The following is a 21,052-nucleotide window of genomic DNA, read 5'->3' as shown; positions in this document are numbered from 1 at the left end:
CGCGGCTAAAGCTCCAGCTCAAGCCCGTTGCAAAAATCAAAATGCGGATTGCGGGGGCGGTGAAACGTTGTCATGCGTCTTTTCGAGCGGCGCGCCGCAACAACCGCCGGTCGGTTTCCCATTCATCGCGGGCTCCGGGCACGATTTGCGTGAAGTCTGGATGACTGGGGTTGAGGAGATAGTTTATTTCGGCAGGGACGACCGCGCTCGGCACCGCAAGCACCGCGCTCGTTCGCTTCTGCACCGTATGCGTCTCACGTCGGCCGTTCTCCGGGCAGCAGTGAACGGGGGTAATTTGGTTCCCACCAAATGTTTGAACTGAACCCCGAAGGTTGGACATCAACCAGAGGGGTTTATGGGAAAATATACGGAGCAAGTCAAGCTTGCGGCAGTCAGAGATTACTGCTCTGGCGAGGCCGGTCTGAAGACTATCGCTCATCGGCATAACGTCGGCGTTTCATCGCTGCGCCAATGGATCGCTGGCTATCGCGCACACGGTGAAGCTGGTGTAGCCGGGAAGAAGCGGGAGTTCTATAGCGTCGAATTGAAGCTTGCAGTTTTGAAGCGAACGCGTGACGAGGGGCTGTCGCATCGACAAGCCGCCGCATTGTTCAACATCCGGCGTTTCAACATTATTGGCCGCTGGGAGCAGCAATATAATCAAGGCGGACCGGAGGCCCTGTCGTGGGGTTCCAGGGGACGTCGCAAGAAGATGATGAAGAACGCTCCATTACAAAACAAAGCGCGGGAAGCCGATGATGCGAGAAGCCGCCAGGAATTGCTGGACGAGCTGTGCTGTCTCCGGATGGAGAACGCATATCTAAAAAATGTATGGTCCGCCCCGGTTTTGCAAGCAGGCACTTTTCATCCGAAGCAGTTTGCGTAAATGTATCCGGCCTCTCGCGAGTCAGCCGCTTTTGACGGCAAGGCCATGATGGGATATGCGCGTCCGGTTCCCGCTAAGCTTCGTCGGCCTCTGAGGCCGGTTTTTTTGAGCCGGGTTTACCGAACGCCGTCGCGCTGTTTCGTCATCAGGTGCAGGCAAGCAAACTATGAAGGGGTTGCAAAGCCTTTTATTGCTGCTGCGGTTGTCGCAGATACAGTGAGCCGTGTCGTGTGAGTACAGCCCAGGCAATGCGTGCGAGTTTGTTGGCCAGCGCCACGATCACCTTGTTCCGGTGTATTCCTTTCGCTTCCATCTGGTTCAGCCAGACACCGAGATGATCTTTGGTTCGATCGAGGTGCAGGACGCACGTTCGGGCACCATGCACAAGCAACTTGCGCAAATATGAGTTTCCGCGTTTGCTGATACCGAGTAGACGCTGTTTGCCGCCTGTAGAGAATTCGCGCGGCACGAGCCCTAGCCATGCAGCCAGATGGCGCCCAGACTTGAACTGCGTGCCGGTGCCCGCAAACGCGGTAATGGCCGTCGCTGTCAGTTGACCGATGCCGGGCACAGACGTCAACCGGGTGGCGACATCGTCGGCACTCGCAATAGATTCGATCTGATGCCGAAGCTGAAGCAGCCGCTCCTCGATGGCACGGTATTCCTGCCACAGTTGGTCAAGCAGACTGCGCATTGCGGGCGTAAGCCCGTTCTGGTCGTCTGACAAAACCGATGGCATGTCGCGGACGAAGTAAGCCGCTCCAGCCGGCAGAGTAAGCCCGTATTCGAGCAGGAACGCACGCGTCTGGTTAATGACGGCGGTCTTGTTGTAGACAAGCCTTTGCCGTACACGATGTAGCGCCTGCAGATCGAGCTGTGCTTCGGTCTTTGCTTGGACGAAGCGCATCGTGGGACGCGAAATCGCCTCAGCTATGGCTTCCGCGTCGACAAGATCAGTCTTGTTCGACTTGACGAATGGTTTGACAAACTGCGCGGGAACAATCCGGACCTCATGCCCTGCAACGGTGGCTTTCCTCGCTAGCCAGTTACTGCCGGGACAGGCCTCCATTCCAACGATAGTGGGCGATGCGCGCGTCAGAAATTCAATGAGACGCTCGCGCGTGAAGCGCCCCCTGAAAATCGGCTTCCCAGTGGCGTCGAGACCGACGACGTGGAATGCCGATTTGCCAATGTCGATGCCCATACGGGCCACGGCAGGTGTAACGCGCTGAGTCATGACACACCTCCTCGGAAGCTTCCGTGTCAGCCCTGATTATGCGACTACGGGAGGGGCGGACCATCCTATTAGCTGAAGGCCTTGGTTCAAGCGAACGAGCTGTCAGCGCGAGAGAGCGAACGCAAATCGTGCTTGAGCTAAGGCAACAATATCCGCTCGCAGGCCTCTTGAAGGTGGCAGGCCTTGCGCGCAGCACTTTCTATTACCAGCAGAAGACATTGCAGACGGCCGACAAGTATGCGGATCTGAAAGTGAAGATTCACACATTGTTCGATCTACATAAGGGACGGTATGGCTATCGGCGGATCACTGCCGCGATCCGGCGCGACGGTCACTTGATCAATCACAAGACCGTCCGACGATTGATGCTCCAGCTGCAATTGAAATCCTGCGTGCGGGTGAAAAAGTATCGCGCCTACAAAGGGCAGCTCGGTCACGTGGCGCCCAATGTACTTGAGCGAAGATTCGACGCGAGCCGGCCGAACGAAAAGTGGGTGACGGATGTCACAGAGTTCAACGTGGGCGGTCAGAAGCTGTATCTGTCGCCGATCCTGGATCTCTACAATGGCGAAATCGTCTCGTATGAGATGGCCAGGCGTCCGTTGTTGAATATGGTGAGCGCGATGCTAGGAAAGGCGTTCAACCGGTTAAATCCCGGCGATAAACCAGTCCTGCATTCTGATCAGGGCTGGCAGTATCGGATGCCCGAATATCGACGTCGCCTCGAAGAGCGCGCAATTGTTCAGAGCATGTCTCGCAAAGGAAATTGCCTCGACAACGCAGCCATTGAAAGCTTCTTCGGTACCCTCAAATCAGAGTTCTACTATCTCAATGAATTCCGCAATGTGGAGGAGTTACGAACCGGTATCGACAGCTATATCAGGTACTACAATCACGACCGTATCAAGATCAAGTTGCAAGGATTTAGCCCGGTGGAGTACCGAGCTCGGTTTGCCAAGGCTGCCTAGTCGTTCACTGTCCAACTTCTCGGGTTCAGTTCAGTTTTTTGATGGGAACCAAAGTGGCCGAGATTGTGGATGGCAAATGCGAGGCACCGGGCAAGCGCCCCAACTTTGCGCGCGAATTCAAACGACAACTGGTCGAACAGACGTTCGAGCCCGGGGCGTCTGTATCGCTGGTCGCGCGTCGCAACGACATAAACACCAACCTGCTGTTCAGATGGCGTCGCCAGTATCTTCAGGGTGCATTTGGGGCGCCGCGTCCTTTGGGGCCTGTCAGACAGGAAGCCGATGGTGACGTTGCATCGTTACTTCCAGTCAGCATTGTCCCGGAAGCCGAGGCCTCGATGCCGGCCCGCGAAGCCGTGTCGGAGGACGCCTGCGAGATCGAATTTGACCGTGCACGCTTGCGCATTCGCGGTAACGTGTCGCCGGATATGCTGCGGCTGCTGATCCGGGAGCTGTCCCGATGATCGGCCTGCCGCCTGGCACTCGCATCTGGATCGCCGCAGGCGTCACCGACATGCGTAGTGGTTTCCCGGCTCTTGCCGCGAAGGTGCAATCGGCACTCGAAGAGAATCCGCTCGGCGGCGACGTGTTCATTTTTCGGGGACGTCGCGGCGATCTTGTAAAAATTCTATGGGCAACAGATGACGGACTATGGCTTCTCGCGAAGCGGCTTTCGCATGGGCGGTTTATTTGGCCCCAGGCGGATGGCGGCAAGATCTTTCTGACGTCGGCGCAGCTGTCGATGTTGCTGGAAGGCATCGATTGGCGACAGCCCCGTCGCACGGCCGCATTGTCCATGTTGTAAACCGCATCGAAGGCTCGTAAACTGCGGTGCATGCCCGATCATGCTCCGCTTCCGGACACCATTGCCGAGCTCCACGCCTTGGTGCTCGAGCAGCAGGCATCGATGGCAAAGATGCGCCAGGAGATCGCCGAACGCGACCGGGAGATTGTTGAACGGGACCAGGAGCTCGAGCGCCTGAAGGCGCAGATCGACAAGCTCAGGCGCATGCACTTCGGTCGCAAATCCGAACAACTCGACCGGCAGATCGATCGGCTCGAAACCCAACTCGAGGATTTGGCAGCGGGCAGCGGCGTCGCCGATGTTCGCCGTGCGCGCGCTCGTGCATCGAGCTCGGGCGTATCTGCAGCATCCCCGAAGGAAGCCTTGGCGCCCCATCTGCCACGCGAAGAGCACGAGCTTGAGCCCGATTCCATCTGCCCGAAGTGCAACAACGCCATGGAGTTGCTCGGCGAGGATGTGTCTGAGCAGCTCGCGCGCGTCACGGCAATGTTCAAGGTCATCCGCACTATCCGTCGCAAGCGGATCTGCACCGGTTGCGGCCATATCGCGCAACCTCCTATGCCGGGGCTGCCGATCGAGCGCAGCATCGCGCATCCGAGCTTGCTGGCCGAGAACATCGTCGCCAAGTATGCAAATCACACGCCGCTCTATCGGCAATCCGAGATCGCAGCGCGCGACGGCGTACGTCTCGATCGGGCCACCATGGCACGTTGGATCGGGCAATGCGAAGAACTCTGCCGGCTGCTGACTGAAGCCCTGCGTCGCTACACAATGGCGACTGCCAAGCTCCACGCGGACGACACGCCGATCCCGGTGCTCGCGCCTGGGAACAAGAAAACCAAAACCGGTATTGTGGGTCTACGTGCGCGATGATCGCCGCTCAGGTTCGAACGAACCTGCTTCTGTCTGGTTCGCTTACTCGCCGGACCGCAAGGGCATTCACCCCCAGACCCATCTCGCCGGATTCAAAGGCATCCTTCAGGCGGGCGGCTATGCCGGCTTCAACGAGTTGAACGAAGGCGGCAAAGTTCGTCTGGCATTTTGCTGGGATCATGCGCGCCGATACGTATTCAACGTCCATGAGACAGCCCCGTCGGACACCACGAAGCAATGGCTCGACATGATTGGCGAGTTTTATGGAATCGAGGCTGATATCCGCGGCAAACCGCCGGATGAGCGGCGACGCGTCAGGCAAGAAAAGACCAATCCATTGCTCGCGGCCCTCAAGACGTCAATGAGGGAGAAACTAGCGACTCTTTGGCCGAAGGCACCGCTGGTCGAAGCGATCAACTACTCTTTGAACCGCTGGGACGGGCTCACACTGTTCTGCGATGACGGCCGCGTGGAGATCAGCAACGTGCTCGCCGAAAATGCTTTGCGCTGCGTGGCCCTCGGCCGGCGCAATTTCATGTTCGCTGGCTCTGACAGCGGTGGCGAGCGAGCCGCCGCAATGTATAGCTTGATCGGCTCGTGCAAGTTGAATGGCATCAACCCACGCGCCTACCTGGAATACGTCCTTACGCACATTGCGGATCACCAGGCCAACCGCATCGACGAACTGTTGCCCTGGAACGTCGCGAAGCACCTGCTTCCATCTGCACCTTCATCGGGTTGATCCCTTCTGTCTGCGGCAGGCTTAGCCTGCCGCATTCTCCAACGCTTGTCCAAAGAATTCTCAACGGCCCTGGCGCGACGCATACTCTGCACCCACGGTAAGCACCCAGGCTTTTTGGGCGGTAAGCGACAGCGGTTCCGGGCCGTCGGCGCTCATCCGTCACCAAAATCACATCAGAGTAGTTGTACAAACTCGGGGATGGCACTGAAAAGATCATCGACGAGACCGTAGTCCGCGATGTTGAAGATCGGCGCCTCAGGATCCTTATTGATCGCCACAATGACCTTGCTGTCCTTCATGCCAGCTAAGTGTTGGATCGCGCCCGAGATTCCAACAGCGACGTACAACTGCGGGGCCACTATCTTACCCGTCTGTCCGACTTGATAGTCGTTCGGCACGTATCCCGCGTCCACTGCCGCACGCGAAGCCCCCAGCGCCGCGCCCAACTTGTCTGCAAGCGGTTCGAGCGTCGCCGCGTAAGCCTCGCCGCTCCGCAAACCACGGCCTCCCGACACGATCGTGTGAGCGCTGGTTAGTTCGGGGCGAACCATTTGGATGATTTCTCGCGACATGAACGACGAAATGCCTCTATCCGCCGCCGCCTCAACTTGCTCAATTGGTGCATTGGCACCCTCAGCTGCCACAGGTTCAAACCCTGTTGTACGGACGGTGATAACCTTGATTGCGTCATTCGACAACACGGTAGCAATGGCGTTTCCCGCGTAAATCGGGCGCTCGAAGGTGTCGGTAGAAACGACTTTAATGATGTCGCTGATCTGCGCGACATTCAGTTGCGCCGCGATACGCGGCGCGACATTTTTACCGTAAGCGGTGGCTGGAACGAGGATGTGCGAGTAGTCGTTCGCTAGCTTCAGCACCGTTTGTTCGAGATTCTCAGCCAAACCTTCAGCGAGTTGAGGAGCATCAGCGAGCAGCACCTTAGACACGCCTGCGATCTTTGCCGCCGCGTTAGCTGCGCCCAGGGCGTTGTAACCTGCGATCAAAACATGGATGTCCCCGCCGCCGAACTTTATAAGTTCTGAGGCCGCCGCCACCGTGTTCAACGTTGCCGCTTTGATCGACGCGTTGTCGTGTTCCGCAATTAAGAGGCTTGTCATCGAATAACCCTCGCTTCGTTCTTCAACTTTTCGACCAGTGTGTTGACGTCTGGCACGATGGTGCCTGCGTCGCGCTTAGCAGGCTCGACGACCTTCAATGTCACCAAACGGGGCGTGACATCAACACCTAGGTCCGCAGGCATCATTGTCACCAGTGGCTTCTTCTTTGCCTTCATGATGTTCGGCAGCGTCACATAACGCGGCTCGTTGAGCCGCAGATCCGTTGTGATGATGGCAGGTAGCTTCAGCCACAACGTTTCGTCGCCGCCATCAACTTCACGTGACACGGTGGCTTCGCCTTCCCCGACCGTGACTTTCGAAGCAAACGTCGCCTGCGGCAGATTAGCGAGTGCGGCGAGCATCTGGCCAGTTTGATTCGAGTCGTCGTCGACTGCCTGCTTGCCAAGAATGACAAGCTCCGGCGCCTCCTGATCGACAAGCGCCTTCAGAATCTTGGCAACAGCGAGCGGCTGCAGTTCGTCTGCCGATTCGACTAGAATTGCGCGATCCGCGCCAATGGCGAGCGCTGTGCGAAGCGTTTCTTGACATTGCGTCACCCCGCATGATACGGCGATCACCTCGCTCGCGAAGCCCGCTTCTTTCAAACGCACCGCTTCTTCTACTGCGATCTCGTCGAACGGGTTCATCGACATTTTCACATTGGCAAGGTCTAAACCGGAACCGTCAGCTTTAACTCGTGGCTTGACGTTGTAGTCGAGCACCCGCTTTACTGCCACCATGATCTTCACAAATATTCCTTCTAACAAGGAGTGCGATGGACGCACCCAATTACAATTGTTCGTCTGCGAGTGCGAGCGTGCTGTCGGCGCCCTTAAGAACAATGTCTCGTTGGTGAAACGCCTCCCCTAGGAAGTGGGCAGCGTAATGTCCGGCAGTCACGAGCTTGGCTGACATGAAGACCGCGTCAGCACCTTGTTCGAGTTTGGTGAGGGCTGCCTCGCCCAATCTCGCTGAAAGCCATCCGCCGATGACCGTCCCTGAAAGACGCAAGAATGGAACAGCCCCCGCGGCACAACGACTGAAATCAGTTTGATTATCCAAGACCCAGTCCAAGGCTTCACGCAGCGCAGAGATGGCCGCTTGCAACCTCATGCCGATCTGGGACAACATCTCATTCTCTCGCTGGTTCATGCGTCGCGCGTCTTGACGCATCCGATGAATCAAAGCTTTCATCGTGGCCCCATTGTCGCGTGCTAACTTTCTTCTAATGAGGTCGTTGGCTTGAATACCCGTAGTTCCTTCATAGATGGTTGTGATTCGTGAATCGCGCAGGTATTGGGCCGCACCCGTCTCCTCGACGTATCCCATGCCTCCATGAACTTGGATGCCATCTGAGGTGATCTGCAGCGCACTATCGGTGCACCAACCTTTCACTACTGGAGTGAGTAGGTCGACCAATGCACCAGCTGATAAACGCTCGTTCGCATCAATGGAGCCCTTCGATTGGTCCATCAGTCCTGCACAGAAATACGCGAGCGCTCGCATGGCCTCGATACGCGCTTTCATGTCCATCAGCATACGTCGAACATCCGGGTGGCCAGCTATTGTGCTGCTTCCCTCGAGTGACGGGCGTCCTTGTTGGCGCTCAAGCGCGTAAGCACGCGCATGTTGATATGCACGCTCCGATATACCCACTCCCTCGAGGCCAACGTTCAGCCGAGCGTGGTTCATCATCGTGAACATGCAAGCGAGCCCCTCATTTGGCTCCCCAACCAGATATCCTATCGCCCCGTCCGCTTCACCGAAAGTCATTGATGCGGTCGGACTCGCGTGGATGCCCATTTTGTGTTCGATCGAAGTACACACTAAGTCGTTCTTTGCGCCCAGTGAGCCATCGCTATTAACAAGAAATTTCGGACATAAGAACAGCGAAATGCCCTTGACCCCCGGAGGCGCTTCGGGAAGCCGGGCAAGCACAAGATGCACTATGTTTTCCGCCAAGTCGTGCTCGCCCCAGGTTATAAAAATCTTGGAGCCGCTGATTCGGTAGTGGTCATCTTCGGGAACTGCGCGACTCGCGAGGGCGGATAGATCCGAGCCCGCTTGGGGCTCGGTTAAATTCATGGTTCCCGTCCACCGTCCTTCAATCAACGGCGCAAGAAAGCGGCTTTTTAGCGCAGCGCTGCCATGATGTGAGATGGCCTCAACAGCGCCCATTGTCAACATTTGGCATAGACTAAACGCCATGTTCGACGACTTCCACATCTCGAGTACCGCAGTTGAGACTAAAGTTGGTAATCCTTGACCGCCCCATTCGACGGGGGCGGGCATACCGTTCCAACCGTTTGCGCAAAAGCTCTCATAGGCCTCGCAGAATCCGTCAGCGGCAAACACGCGGCCTTCGCGCCACTTCGCGCCCTGAACGTCGCCAATGCGATTGAGCGGATCCAGGACTTCTCGGGCAAAGCGTGACGCCTCCTCCATAATGGCCATGACGACGTCTGGTGTCATATCCTCGTTGCCGCGATAAGCGCAAACTTCATCCAGCCTTCCAACCTCCTGCATGGTGAAAAGCATGTCTTGCAGTGGCGTGGCGTATGTTGACATCATCGATCCTTATGCCTATCGGTCTAATTGGTCGCGACCGGTGCTTGACTCTACAAATCCTTCGTGTGACTGCCTATGCGATGGCATTGACTGATTGGACGCGATCGCGCAACTGGAATTTCTGAATCTTTCCAGTTGACGTCTTGGGCAATTCACCGAAGCAAACCCGCTTTGGGAGCTTGAATTTAGCTAGTCTCGACCGACAAAACTCGACGATCTCTTGTTCGCTCACCTCATAACCATCTCTGAGTTCAACAAACGCACAGGGAACTTCGCCCCATTTATTATCGGGCAACGCGACAACCGCGGCTAGCAAGACCGCCGGGTGGCGGTGAATAACATCTTCGACCTCTATCGAGCTAATATTCTCGCCCCCGGAAATGATGATGTCTTTGCTTCTGTCGACGATCTTCACGTATCCGTCTGGGTGCAAAACGCCAAGATCCCCAGTGTGGAACCACCCTCCGGCAAGCGCTTGCGCAGTAGCGGTCGGATTTTTCAGATAGCCCTTCATAACGCAGTTGCCGCGGAAGAAGACCTCACCGATCGTCTGCCCATCTGCCGGCACAGCTTGCAACGTGTTGGGATCAAGTACCGTTACGGACTGCTGAAGTGGATAAGTCACTCCTTGCCGACCGTTGAGCTTTGCTCGTTCCTCCACTGAGAGGTCTTTCCAGTACTCTTGCTTAGCGCAAACCGCCGCTGGCCCGTACGTCTCGGTGAGACCATAAACATGCGTCAGCGCGATACCGTTTTCCTCGCAGCCCTCAATGACGGACGCCGGAGGAGAAGCGCCGGCGACAAGTCCGTGCATAGGATGGTCGATGCCGTTGCGATCTTCGCTCGAAGCGTTAAGTAGCATGCTGTACACGATTGGCGCTCCGCAAAGATGTGTGACTTTATGGCGACGAATAAGGGCCCATGTAACGGAGGGATCTACTCGACGCAAACAAACATTCGTTCCCGCAACCAGCGCTATCGTCCAGGGGAAACACCACCCGTTGCAGTGAAACATAGGGAGAGTCCACAGGTAGACCGGGTGATGCGGCAGAGCCCACGCAATCACATTGTTGATCGCATTGAGATAGGCGCCTCTGTGGTGCGTGACAACTCCTTTCGGATCACCGGTAGTACCGGACGTGTAGTTGAGTGCGATAGCACTCCACTCGTCGGTTGGCAATTTCCACTCATAGCAGGGGTCGCCGCCTTGTAGAAATTGCTCGTAAGCCGCTGCGCCCGCCAGCTCAACACTCGGCGCTGTCTCGTCCTCCACCGCAACGACGTACGGTTGTGTCCCTTCTAGCAATGCGAGCGCCGCAGTCAGTAACGGCGCGAACTCACCGTCTACCAGTACAACGCGTACGTTTGCGTGTGCAAGCATGAAAGCAATGGCAGATGCATCGAGCCTCGTATTGAGGGTATTTAACACTGCTCCGCACATGGGAACGCCGAAGTGTGCCTCGAACATCGCGGGTACGTTCGGCAGGAGCGTGGCAACGGTGTCACCAGCGCCAACCCCACAGCTTGCTAGTGCGCTACCTAAGCGTCGACACCGCTCATAGGTCGTCCGCCAGTCCTGCTCAATATTTCCGTAAATCACCGCGGTGCGTTTCGGATATACGATTGCTGTTCTTTCAAGAAAGCTTAAAGGCGAAAGAGCAATGTAGTTAGCTGCGGTACGGTCGAGGTCCACATTGTAGTGATTGAACTTCTGCATGATCTCCTCCTCAGGCGATGGGCCTCTCGGGGCCTTTGGCAACAAGTCCGCCCGTGCCGTCGGTCATTATTCGTTCCCTAAATACAATGGAATTGCGAACTAAGCGAGCTTTACTAGCTGTTTTCCGAAGTTTAGACCCCTAAGCAAACCGAGAAACGCTTCTGGCGCATTTTCAAGACCTTCTACGATCGTTTCCCGATAGACGAGCTTCTTGTTTGCCACGGACTCAGCTAATTCTTTTAGCGCCTGCGGCCATACGTCCATGTGCTCCGTCACGATAAAACCTTGAAGAGCGAGGCGTTGAGTAAGTAGCAGACGTGGCCAGCGTAAGGGCGCGGCGTCGCCCTGGTAACCGGAAATCATTCCACAAAGTGCGATACGTCCGTGAGCGTTCATGCATTGAAGAACGGCGTCGAGTACCGGTCCCCCGACGTTTTCGAAGTAGCCATCGATGCCCCCAGGAGCAGCGTTCTGCAAATCGCCCGCAAGCTGACCTGCTTTGTAGTCCACGCACGCGTCGAACCCGAGCGTGTCGACGACATAGCGGCATTTTTCCACACCGCCCGCGATGCCTATCACCCGGCAGCCAACAGCCTTCGCTAATTGGCCGACAACGCTTCCAACTGCGCCACTTGCAGCGCTGACTGCAATCGTCTCGCCCGCAACAGGAACGATTATCCTGTTTAGTCCATACCACGCGGTAACTCCCGGCATCCCGACGACCCCGAGATACGCTGAAAGCGGAACCTTACTTACGTCCACCTTTCTTAAGTCGCTACCATCGGACGTCCCGATTTCTTGCCACCCCGACATGCCCACAACATGGTCGTGGACCACGAAAGCGGGATTCAGCGACTCAACAACAACTCCCGCCGTGCCGCCGATCATCGCCTCGTTGAGCGGCTGAGGCGTTGAATACGATCTCGCTTCGCTCATCCGACCGCGCATGTACGGGTCTAACGACAGATATAGGTTTCTTACGCGCACCTCGCCAGCTTTTAAGGCTTCGAGCGGCCTTTCAACGAGTTTGAAATTCGAAGTCGACGCCTCTTTTTCCGGGCGCGACACAAGTAACACCTGCCGATTCATCTTCGTTCCTTTCATCCGGGAAGCTCCTTCTTCGAGCGCGCCACGACGGGAGTTTGTATCGTCTTGACGTCTGCGTCAGAAAGCTGACTGATAGATATTCAGGGCATCGCTCTCGGTGACCTGTCGAGGGTTGTTCACGAGTAGCCGCGTTTGCTTCATGGCATCAGCCGCTAGTTTGGCCAATGCCGTCACTGGGATACCGACATCACGCAATCGCGAAGGAAGTCCCAACTCCCCCGACAAAGCAGCTAAGCTTTCAATGAAACGGGACGCCCTGTCCGATTTGGTCACGCTTAGCAACTCAGGGAACGCATCAGCCGCGATCTCGCAATAGGCGGACGACGCAGCATCCAGGTTGAAACGTAAGACATGCGGAAGCACCAACGCATTCGAAAGTCCGTGGGGCACATGAAATTGGGCGCCGATCGGGTACGCAAGGGCATGCACGGCGGCAACCGGCGAATTTGCGAACGCTTGACCAGCCAACATTGATCCAAGCAGCATCGATTCGCGCGCCGCCACGTTTGTACCTAGGGACACTGCATCACGAATATTCGCGCCGAGAATTTGCAAGGCCTGCCGTGCAAGCCCTCGAGAGATTGGGTTGTTGGATGTGGAAGCAGACGAAAAGGCTTCAATAGCGTGGACCATCGCATCGATGCCCGTAGCGGCCGTAATGTGGGCTGGCAGGCCTAGCGTCAACTCTGCGTCAAGTACGGCGACGTCCGGTAGCAACAGTTTGGATACAATGCCTTTTTTCTCGGCGGCCCCGGTCGTCAAGATGGCGATAGGTGTCACTTCAGAACCCGTACCGGCCGTGGTCGGCACTAAGACTAAAGGAATACGCGGACCCTGTGCTACCCCGACGCCATATACGTCGCCCAAGGACGCTTTGCTACCAAGCAGTAGCGCGGCAACTTTTGCGACGTCCATCGGAGATCCGCCTCCGATGCCGATCACACCTGTCGCGTTAATGGACTGCGCCGCTGCCACGGCACTCATCACATTACTTTCGGGCGGGTCCGCATCGACACCGTCATACACAACGAGTTCATGGTTAGCTTCTCGAAACTTCGCAAGGATCGGGTCAAGTAAGCCAAGTTTCACCAGCCCCGCATCGGTCACTATCAGCAAGCGCTTACCAAGGCCGGGACCGAGTGTCGATGGCATTTTAACACTGCAGCCGCGACCACAGATTATCGACGGTGTTGTGTTGAAGGCGAAACTTGACATGGATTCGTTCCCATAGAGTCTGCGTAATTCCGGTGCCGATGCCGCTAAAAGCGAAAAAGCGTGCTGCACCGTCTCAATCGGGCGCAGCCAGGTAGGAAGCACATTTAGGCGAGCTGCTCGGCGTCAACGTGGAGTTTGTAATCGGCCGCGCGAAAGGGCGTAACCTCATCCTCGAACGTGTGTGAGTAATCGGGCCACAGCGTCGTCAGCCGGCCATTTCGCTCGTCGACGTACCACGCAGTGCAACCGCCAGTCATCCAGACAGTGGTCGCCGCACGCTTATCCAAACTGGCCCGGAACCTATCTTCAGCATCCGAACGCACTTCGATCGCTTGCGCCTTCGAATGATCGAGATACTGAATAACCTTAAGCACGTGTTGAATCTGGGCCTCGAACATGTAGACCTGGGAGTTATGACCAATGCCCGTGTTTGGACCGCCTAGGACAAAGAAATTAGGGAATCCGCTGACTGACGTCGTTGCGAACGCCTCTGCCCCCTGATCCCATCTTTTGGCCAGCGAACGACCTCCCAAACCAACTATGCGTTTCGCAATGGGCAAATCCGTGGCCTCGAACCCAGTGCTTAGTACGAGCGCATCAAGCTGGTGCCGCACACCATCTGTTGTCACGATCGCGTCCGAATCAATGTAGTCGATACGATCAGTCACCAGATCGACATTGGGACGGCATAGCGCTGGGTAGAAGTCACTTGACTTAAGGATTCGCTTACAGCCAATCTCATAGTCGGGGGTCAGCTTGCGGCGCAACTCCGGATCGGGTACTTGATCCTCCAGATGCTTAAGGGCAATGGCCGTGGCCTTTGCAAGCAACGATGGAACCGCTGCGCGTTGGGCATAACGTTCTTCGTTTTCCCAAAAAATAGCGGTGCGAAGCTCTTGCATCTTCTCTGGAAGCTTCCTAAACATACCCTTCTCTGCATCAGTGAAGTCGCGATCAGGACGCGGAACGACCCATGATGCAGTCCTCTGGAATACCGTCAGGCGAGATGCAACCTTTGCCACTTCGGGGATAATTTGAACGGCGGACGCGCCGGTACCGATGACACCAACTCGTTGTCCTTCCAGCGGAATACTGTCGTTCCATCGCGCCGAATGAAAGATTGCTCCTTTGAAGGAGGATAGCCCTTTAATATCGGGTAGCTTCGGCTCTGACAGTAGGCCCGCAGCGCTGACGAGTAGTCTAGCGGTAAACATTCCTCGTTCAGTCTTGACATCCCAACTCCTACGCGAATTGTCCCATCGAGCTTCTACCACTTCTTCATTGAAGCGGATATGCGAAAGCAGTCCTTCTTCTTTGGCGACGTTGCGCAAGTATTCGTGAATCGCAGGCTGCGCCGAGAAAACGCTAGGCCAATCGGGGTTCAGTCGAAAAGAGAAGGAGTAAAGATGCGAAGGCTGATCACACGCTGCTCCGGGGTACCGGTTATCGCGCCAAGTCCCGCCGACATCACTCGCGCGCTCAAGAATCAAGATGTTGTCATTTCCCCGACGCTTCAACTGCGCGGCCATGCCAAGTCCCGAGAAGCCCGTGCCGATGATGATTACATCGTAGACTGCACTGTTTCGTTCAATTTGATCGTTCATACTGACCTCCTACAATTGAAAACCGGCAAGCTGTTTCAGGCTTGGATCCGTGAAAACGGGGAACGAATCGCTTGTAGCGTTCAGACGCACAAATCGATCAATGATTCGGAATAGTTCCGCAGGTCGCTCAGTGACGGAGCCGTGGCCCGACTTCACTTCGGCAAGCAACGCGTTATCAATACCGCCTGCAAGTTCGAGGCTGTATTCGAGAGGTATGAGTTGGTCATATGTACTTCCAACCACTAAGGTCCGTGCCTTAACTAAACCCAGTCGGTCCACGATATCCAAGTTTAGGTTCAGGGCCATTTGTTTGTCGCTTCCGGGACCGACGACATAGTCGCTGCGCAGTTGCTCAATATCTTTCCAGCCGCGAGCATTCAAAAAGGCTCTGCCATAGACACTCGAGATCATGAATTCCGCGAGTGCAGCGCGGTCCTCAGAGTCGCGAAGGCGCTTCCAGAGCGACAGTCTCAACTTCAACGCATTGTCTGTTTTCGCCCAACCGTTGAGCAAGACCAAGTTGCTGACCTGTTGCTTTAGCTGCAGGGTGGCTTCTACTGCGACTGCAGCACCAAGCGAATACCCGATCAGATTAACTTTGCCGTCAGACACGAGATGTCTTATCGCGCCCGTCACCTGAGCACCGAGCGCCTCGACGGACAACTGCCGGGATGAACCCCTGCCACCGGGTTCATCCGACAGATCCAGACCAATAACGCGATGCCTCGATGCAAGCATCGGAAAGAGCGTGAAGAAGTGCGTCTCTGCCCTTCCGCCGGTGCCGTGCACCATGACGATTGGGGCGGCGCTACTGTCGACCTGACCGCCGTCACAAAACCGCACGGTGAACCCGTCGACATTGACGGTACCCTCGGTCACGCCGGGATAGATACTCATTGCCAAACTCCTCCACAAATCTCGGTTTGCTGATTCGCGCACTCGAATAAAAGCACCGCTTACAGCTACGATGTTAGTTGTCCTATAGGACTGTCGGAAAACCTCGGACGCGCTCTAGATCATTCTCGCAACCGGCGTCTAGCGACTACAGTGATACGGTTACAGAGCCCGACTCCGCAGGCCGCCCGACTGTGGCCCTGCTTAAAGGTCCGACGTCTTCGCGATAACCACCGAGTGCCAAAGGAACCAGTATCACTTTGGTAGCGATGTAATACACAAAGCCTGACAGAACTACGACGGGAATGGATGCTCCGAAATATTTGAACGGCTCGGCAGTCGCGCTAGTCACCGGGTTATAGAGCCACAGATACAGCAAGACCGAAAGCCCAGTGATAACTATCGCTATCCAGTTCACCCCACCCCAGAACGTATATTTACTTCCGCTGGAAGCGAAAAGGTGGGCAGGATCGATGCGTTCCTTCCGAAGGAAGAAGTAGTCGACCAAAGTAATACCTGTGATGCCAACGAACATTACGCCGTTATAAGAGAGCCAGCTCATGACAGCGGACAGCAACCATTCTGTCTTGAACGCAAAATAGATACCTGGCAAAAGCATGGCAGCAAGAAGAAGCTCCCATTTAATTCTCGCGAAGAGTGGGATCTGCTGCACCGAGACTCCAGCGAGATAAATCATGACGACCATCGTTGCGATATTCGCTAAGAGGACAACGCCCATAGTTACACTGCCGAATATCGGGCCGGCAAGTTTAATCATCCAGATCGTCGGATCATGGGTTCCTGCGCTGATCGCTGCAAGAGCTGCAACTGTCGAAACGAAGGCGGCGCCAAGCAAACCCACACCCAGTACAGAAGGACCCATTACGTGGGAACGTCGCTTAACAAGACGGCTCAAGCCGCCCATTACCGGCCACCATGTCAACGCGTTTGAGAATCCAAATTCGACGGCTAATGCAAGTCCACGAGTCTTGTCATGTGTGAGCATTTGGTCTGCGGGAAGTTGGTTCACCCACAACGCATGCAGTCCGAAGCGATAGACGAGAATGCCGAACATTCCAACGGTGATCAGCATATGTAACGGGCCGATGTATCCGTTTAACCGTTCAAAGAGCTTAGGACCTTTCGCAGCGATGAGCCAGACTATGACCAGGGCTCCAAGCGCGACGATTATGACGAGTTTCTCATGCGCCGCACTGGACGGACCCGTGCCGGTGATAGTGGCGGCTATGTTGGCCGCGCCTCGAGAGGTTAAAGCCTCGACAACAAAAGACCACCCAATGAGCGTCGCTAGCAAACCGATAAGTGGAACAATGATGCCCCGATAGCCAAAGGTCGCCTTTGCGCTATCGATGACGTCGGTGCCGTATTTAAAACTCGCAGCGCCGGAAGCCAGGGTGACAATCGACATACCGATGACTAGCCCAATGACGTACCCGGCGACGCCCAATCGCCAATCTCCAACATACGGAAGGAATCCGCCGATCAGGAACGCCCACGTCGCCGCACTGAAAGCGCAACAGGTCCAGAGGAATGATCCATACGACCGGTAGATCCGCTCATTGAACAGAACCGGTAACCGCCCTGCCAAAGCTTCCTGCTCGACGCTTTTCGCATTGTGTTCCATGGCACGGCTCCTAGGAGAAAAGATAGAGCGTTGCTACCCAAAGGGCTGCTCCGAACGCGCTCCAAATGGCGCCTTCAAGCAGCATTAGGCGGCCCGATTGCCAGCACTCAGATGATGCGTGGGCGCCACTGACCATCTCGTTTATCTGAGCGGCCAAATCTATGTTCAATTGGAGCCCGGAGTCAGTGAGATCTGACACCAGCTCGGCAGGGGACGTCGTCATTACTCGCTCCGCAAAGTTAGGAAAATGGCCCGCGCTTCAAGAGACGCTGTTGGCTAGCGCTCGTAAGTTCTTTGCAAGGAGCGCTCAACTGCACGGTGAAGCATCAGAGTAGTTGCCACACAATCCCTGAGGAATGTGATCGAAGGTCAAAATGTGTGTGGCGCATGGACACGGCATCGGACAAGTTGACAACGCTGGCGCGCTCGTCGTCAACAACCTCATGATTCTACGACGCGGAATCTTGGGGAAGACCCTGCCCGATAAGGACCGCCAGCGACGTCAGCACACGATTCACAGCTGCAAACCGACCCGGAGCGCCAGCGAGGCTTCTTCGATAGAGCATCAACCCCTCGAGCGTTGCGGCGATCAGCGTCGCCCGGGCGTAGCACTCCTTGCTTGATGCTGCAGGATCGAGCTCATGAACCAGCGACACGAAGATCTCTCGGTACGCCCGGTAGACGCGGATCAGAAGCTCGTTGGCAACCTCGTTGCGCTGTGCCAGAGCAAACATCTCCAGCGAAAAAGAGACGACATTTGGGTTCTTAATTTCTGAGACCAAATCAGTAGTTATTTCGTCCATACGCGTCACCGGAGATTTATTGGACGCGACGCTGATCGCGGAATAACGAACTAGGTAGGTGCTCATCAGAGCGTGTAAGGTCGCGTGGAGGAGTTCGTCGTGAGTCTTGAAATAGTGTTGCAAGTTGGAAGTCAGGATACCCGCCAACTTTGCGACCCGTCCCTGCGTGAAATTTGCGTACCCTTCCGTCGACAGGAGGCCGGCGGCAATTCTGATGATTTCACGGACCTTCTCCGCACGTCTGATGCTCTGCATCGTCGGCCGTCGATGTGCCGTGGCGCTTTCCGTTGATTGGGGGAAGCTAAGAGTAAGGGGTGCCTGGCCCGCGGTGCTGAGATCCGAATGAGAGGCTTCGGGTACTCCATCCTCGAATTCGTCGTGAATTTGCGGCGGCAGCGAAGCAAGATACCGCGCGCTCCGCTTCATCGTCCTTGCTACCTCAAGATTATCCTTCTCCGTGTCACCGCCGCGGAAAGCGAAGATCATCAGCCCCTCGGTTTGGGACGCGACAAGGGTCGCTCGAACAATGGACTCTTCTTGAGATAGCGCCGGGTTGATCTCCAAAATCAAACGCGCCAGGATCAATCGGTAGTGCGCGTAAGTGCGCTCAACGATTTCCAGCACCTCCGGCTCGTGTTGAGCTACCGCCCACGCTTCAAACATCAGCCGCGGCACGTTTGGCTCGTTCACGTCATCAAATATCTTTTGTAAGAGATCATTTAACTTGCGCTGTGGCAGCCCATGACCCTCAGCAATAGAACTGTAGGCATGTAGGTAAGCCTCAAGAAACGATTCCACCGTCTCCCGCAGCAAGTCCTCTCTGCTCGGAAAGTAGTACTGCACGGTACTTAACGTGGTTCCAGCCTTTGCCGCAACGCGACGCGCCGAGAAGGCCGCGTACCCCTCCTCACTAAAGACGTCTCGTGAGAACGCGAGAAGTTGATCGATCCGGCTTGCCCGGTTTCGCGTTTGCGTCGAGCCTTCCGTGCCAATTTTTTCATCAAGTTCCACTATCCGCCCCCAATTATCATAACAAACCACGCGCTTGGCGCCGTGGAATTATAGGTCGCTTAACCCGCTGACGATAAGAATACAGACCGCTTACCTGCAACAAAACTCATTTGCCCTCGCCACGGGGCGCCCCAACGTAGGGAATGTCCTGAGCCGAAAGTATTTTGACGCGCTGGAAATTCGGTCGGTTAGCCAATAAACTTCGGTCACGTAACCAAGTTGTCACTGTAACCGCACGAAGCCTGCTTGTCGACAATGTAGGCGTGCCTTTGGCTCGGAGCATCAATGCAACGGTTCGAACTTTCGTTAAACGCCCCCTTTGCGGCTTCACAGTTAGCAGAGGTGGCTGTAGTCACCGACGTCGCCCGCAAGCTTGGGGTGTCGCCCCTGTGCGTCTTGGACCGTACGGGGATAACCTTGGGAAGCCTGGAGGGCAGCGAACAACGTCTGGTCTCGATGGACCAATTCATCGGCGCCTTGACAAACGGAGTCGAGCGAACGCATGACAGATGCTTTACCGTTCGGGCAGGCAGCAGAGTGCACCTTTCAGCATTCGGGCTCGCCGGATACGCGCTATGGAGCGCGGCGTCGCTGCGAGCCGCGCTAGAACTCGCTTCCCGCTATAAACCTCTGCTTAACCTGAAATGCGGACCCACCTTATCGGTTGAAGATGAGGTGGCAAACCTATACTTCTCCGCGCCTCAAGGACTGACCCAAGACGAGGCCGATATGTGTCTTGAGTTTGAAGTCGCAAAAGTCCTGACGTTTATTGCAGACCTCCAGGTCCAAGCTTTTGATCCAGAGATCCATATTGCATCAAGCTCATTGCCCATCAAGGGCACAAGCTTGATGCTCATGGAACGCCCCGTTCACTGTTCTGAAGGGGTTACGAAGATCGTCTTCAAGTCGAGCCTCCTCGATCAACCGCTCGTGCAATTCAATCCGGTCACGAATAAGGCGTGTATCCGGTCATGCGACGAGACCCTCTTGAACTTCGATAGCTCGACCGACCTTGTTAGTAGAGTCCGCACGATACTCTGCGATGCGTCGTTGGGCGCAATACCTACGCTGCCTGAAGTTGCGAGCCAGTTATGCATGTCTGCACGCACGCTGAGACGACGTCTTGAAACAATGGAAACCTCGTATAGCGAAATACTCGACGGGGTGCGCCGTAGTCTCGCAATTCGCTACGTCTCAACCACGCAGATGACAACCGAATGCATCGCAGAACGGCTGAACTATAGTGACGCCGCAAACTTCAGCCATGCGTTTAAGCGTTGGACAGGACACGCTCCAAGAGCATACCGGACGCGTGCTGTAACCGAACAGCAAACTATCCATTCACGACATTCACCACCTGAACTCCTTGCAAGTGCCGTTGCTTGAGCAACTAAAGAGAAACTGCCTTCCAGTTCGCGGTTGCAACAGCCTTTCGGTTTAACCGCTCGCTGTTTACTCGCGCGGCAGGAAGCACCCTAAAATTACGGAATCGAATCCATTTGTCTTCGAGCGATGGGCGGAGCGGACGGCGGCGCCGAATCGACGATCATGGCGGCGAGTTTGTATGACCATCAAGGATGGTCGCACGCTGCGACCGATTCGGATGTGGGGAAACAAAACACTTGCCCGCTTGGACGCAGTATTCTCGCGCACGTACCAGAGCGACGCGGAATGAGGGTCGTGTAGGGTCGATCCTGAAAAGCGAGGCTCGCGCCCATCGTTGCGAGTGCGACAGGATCGAGACCATCGAGACGGCGCTTGTAGCGAACTCCCAGCATTCAGATTACAAATACGTTTCCAGCTCCCATCGGCAGCCTCCCAAATCCTGAACGCGAAAGCATATTGCATTTGACCACTTG

15 protein-coding genes and 2 pseudogenes are annotated in these 21,052 nt (G+C 55.8%); 6 read left to right on the top strand and 11 right to left on the bottom strand.

Annotated features, from left to right (window positions below; genetic code table 11):
* Positions 1-355: 355 nt before the first annotated feature.
* Positions 356-886, top strand: coding sequence for a transposase (locus tag P9292_RS03625; RefSeq protein ID WP_244797635.1), 531 nt, complete (start codon positions 356-358; stop codon positions 884-886).
* A 187-nt stretch (positions 887-1,073) separates the two neighbouring features.
* Here the strand turns inward: P9292_RS03625 and P9292_RS03620 are convergent, their stop codons facing one another.
* Positions 1,074-2,123 carry an IS110 family transposase gene (locus tag P9292_RS03620; RefSeq protein ID WP_244797636.1) on the bottom strand — a complete coding sequence of 350 codons (1,050 nt, stop codon included), beginning with the start codon at positions 2,121-2,123 and terminating at the stop codon, positions 1,074-1,076.
* Positions 2,124-2,128: 5 nt separating this feature from the next.
* On the opposite strand from P9292_RS03620, the pseudogene P9292_RS03615 reads away from it, so the two are divergent.
* From P9292_RS03615 to tnpC, 4 genes and pseudogenes are all read left to right on the top strand, one after another.
* Positions 2,129-3,091 (top strand): annotated as a pseudogene (locus tag P9292_RS03615) (IS3 family transposase); the annotation flags it as partial.
* A 41-nt stretch (positions 3,092-3,132) separates the two neighbouring features.
* Positions 3,133-3,555 carry an IS66-like element accessory protein TnpA gene (tnpA, locus tag P9292_RS03610; protein ID WP_244797637.1) on the top strand — a complete coding sequence of 141 codons (423 nt, stop codon included), beginning with the start codon at positions 3,133-3,135 and terminating at the stop codon, positions 3,553-3,555.
* On the top strand, positions 3,552-3,896 hold the full coding sequence (gene tnpB, locus P9292_RS03605; protein ID WP_014194162.1) for an IS66 family insertion sequence element accessory protein TnpB: 345 nt from the start codon (positions 3,552-3,554) through the stop codon (positions 3,894-3,896). Before tnpA ends, tnpB begins: the two co-directional genes overlap by 4 nt.
* Positions 3,897-3,926: 30 nt before the next feature.
* Positions 3,927-5,511: pseudogene (gene tnpC / locus P9292_RS03600) on the top strand (IS66 family transposase).
* A 173-nt stretch (positions 5,512-5,684) separates the two neighbouring features.
* Here the strand turns inward: tnpC and P9292_RS03595 are convergent.
* From P9292_RS03595 to P9292_RS03550, 10 genes are all read right to left on the bottom strand, one after another.
* Positions 5,685-6,629 carry an electron transfer flavoprotein subunit alpha/FixB family protein gene (locus P9292_RS03595; protein WP_244797638.1) on the bottom strand — a complete coding sequence of 315 codons (945 nt, stop codon included), beginning with the start codon at positions 6,627-6,629 and terminating at the stop codon, positions 5,685-5,687.
* Positions 6,626-7,378 (bottom strand): electron transfer flavoprotein subunit beta/FixA family protein, encoded by a 753-nt coding sequence (locus P9292_RS03590; protein ID WP_244797639.1) that lies wholly within the window; start codon positions 7,376-7,378, stop codon positions 6,626-6,628. Before P9292_RS03590 ends, P9292_RS03595 begins: the two co-directional genes overlap by 4 nt.
* 40 nt (positions 7,379-7,418) lie before the next feature.
* A complete protein-coding gene (locus P9292_RS03585; protein ID WP_244797699.1) occupies positions 7,419-9,197 on the bottom strand; it encodes an acyl-CoA dehydrogenase in 1,779 nt (592 codons plus the stop codon).
* Between the two features lie 73 nt (positions 9,198-9,270).
* A complete protein-coding gene (locus tag P9292_RS03580) occupies positions 9,271-10,914 on the bottom strand; it encodes an acyl-CoA synthetase (RefSeq protein WP_244797640.1) in 1,644 nt (547 codons plus the stop codon).
* Between the two features lie 99 nt (positions 10,915-11,013).
* On the bottom strand, positions 11,014-12,018 hold the full coding sequence (locus P9292_RS03575; protein WP_244797641.1) for an NADP-dependent oxidoreductase: 1,005 nt from the start codon (positions 12,016-12,018) through the stop codon (positions 11,014-11,016).
* 60 nt (positions 12,019-12,078) lie between these two features.
* Positions 12,079-13,236: an iron-containing alcohol dehydrogenase gene (locus P9292_RS03570; RefSeq protein ID WP_244797642.1), complete on the bottom strand. Its 1,158-nt coding sequence runs from the start codon at positions 13,234-13,236 to the stop codon at positions 12,079-12,081.
* Between the two features lie 104 nt (positions 13,237-13,340).
* A complete protein-coding gene (locus P9292_RS03565) occupies positions 13,341-14,840 on the bottom strand; it encodes an NAD(P)/FAD-dependent oxidoreductase (RefSeq protein ID WP_244797643.1) in 1,500 nt (499 codons plus the stop codon).
* Between the two features lie 9 nt (positions 14,841-14,849).
* The gene (locus P9292_RS03560) at positions 14,850-15,737 is read right to left on the bottom strand and encodes an alpha/beta fold hydrolase (RefSeq protein WP_244797644.1); all 888 of its coding nucleotides are present in this window, start codon (positions 15,735-15,737) and stop codon (positions 14,850-14,852) included.
* Positions 15,738-15,882: 145 nt separating this feature from the next.
* The gene (locus P9292_RS03555; protein ID WP_244797645.1) at positions 15,883-17,379 is read right to left on the bottom strand and encodes a cytosine permease; all 1,497 of its coding nucleotides are present in this window, start codon (positions 17,377-17,379) and stop codon (positions 15,883-15,885) included.
* A gap of 449 nt (positions 17,380-17,828) precedes the next feature.
* Positions 17,829-19,193, bottom strand: a complete 1,365-nt coding sequence (locus P9292_RS03550) for a TetR/AcrR family transcriptional regulator (protein WP_244797646.1) — start codon at positions 19,191-19,193, stop codon at positions 17,829-17,831.
* Between the two features lie 285 nt (positions 19,194-19,478).
* Between P9292_RS03550 and P9292_RS03545 the strand changes: the two genes are divergently transcribed.
* A complete protein-coding gene (locus P9292_RS03545) occupies positions 19,479-20,579 on the top strand; it encodes an AraC family transcriptional regulator (protein ID WP_244797647.1) in 1,101 nt (366 codons plus the stop codon).
* Positions 20,580-21,052: the final 473 nt, after the last annotated feature.

It is taken from the genome of Caballeronia sp. LZ001 (assembly GCF_031450875.1).
GTDB lineage: Bacteria > Pseudomonadota > Gammaproteobacteria > Burkholderiales > Burkholderiaceae > Caballeronia.
Note: the sequence above shows the minus strand (reverse complement) of the source record. Positions and strands in the feature narration are given on the sequence as shown.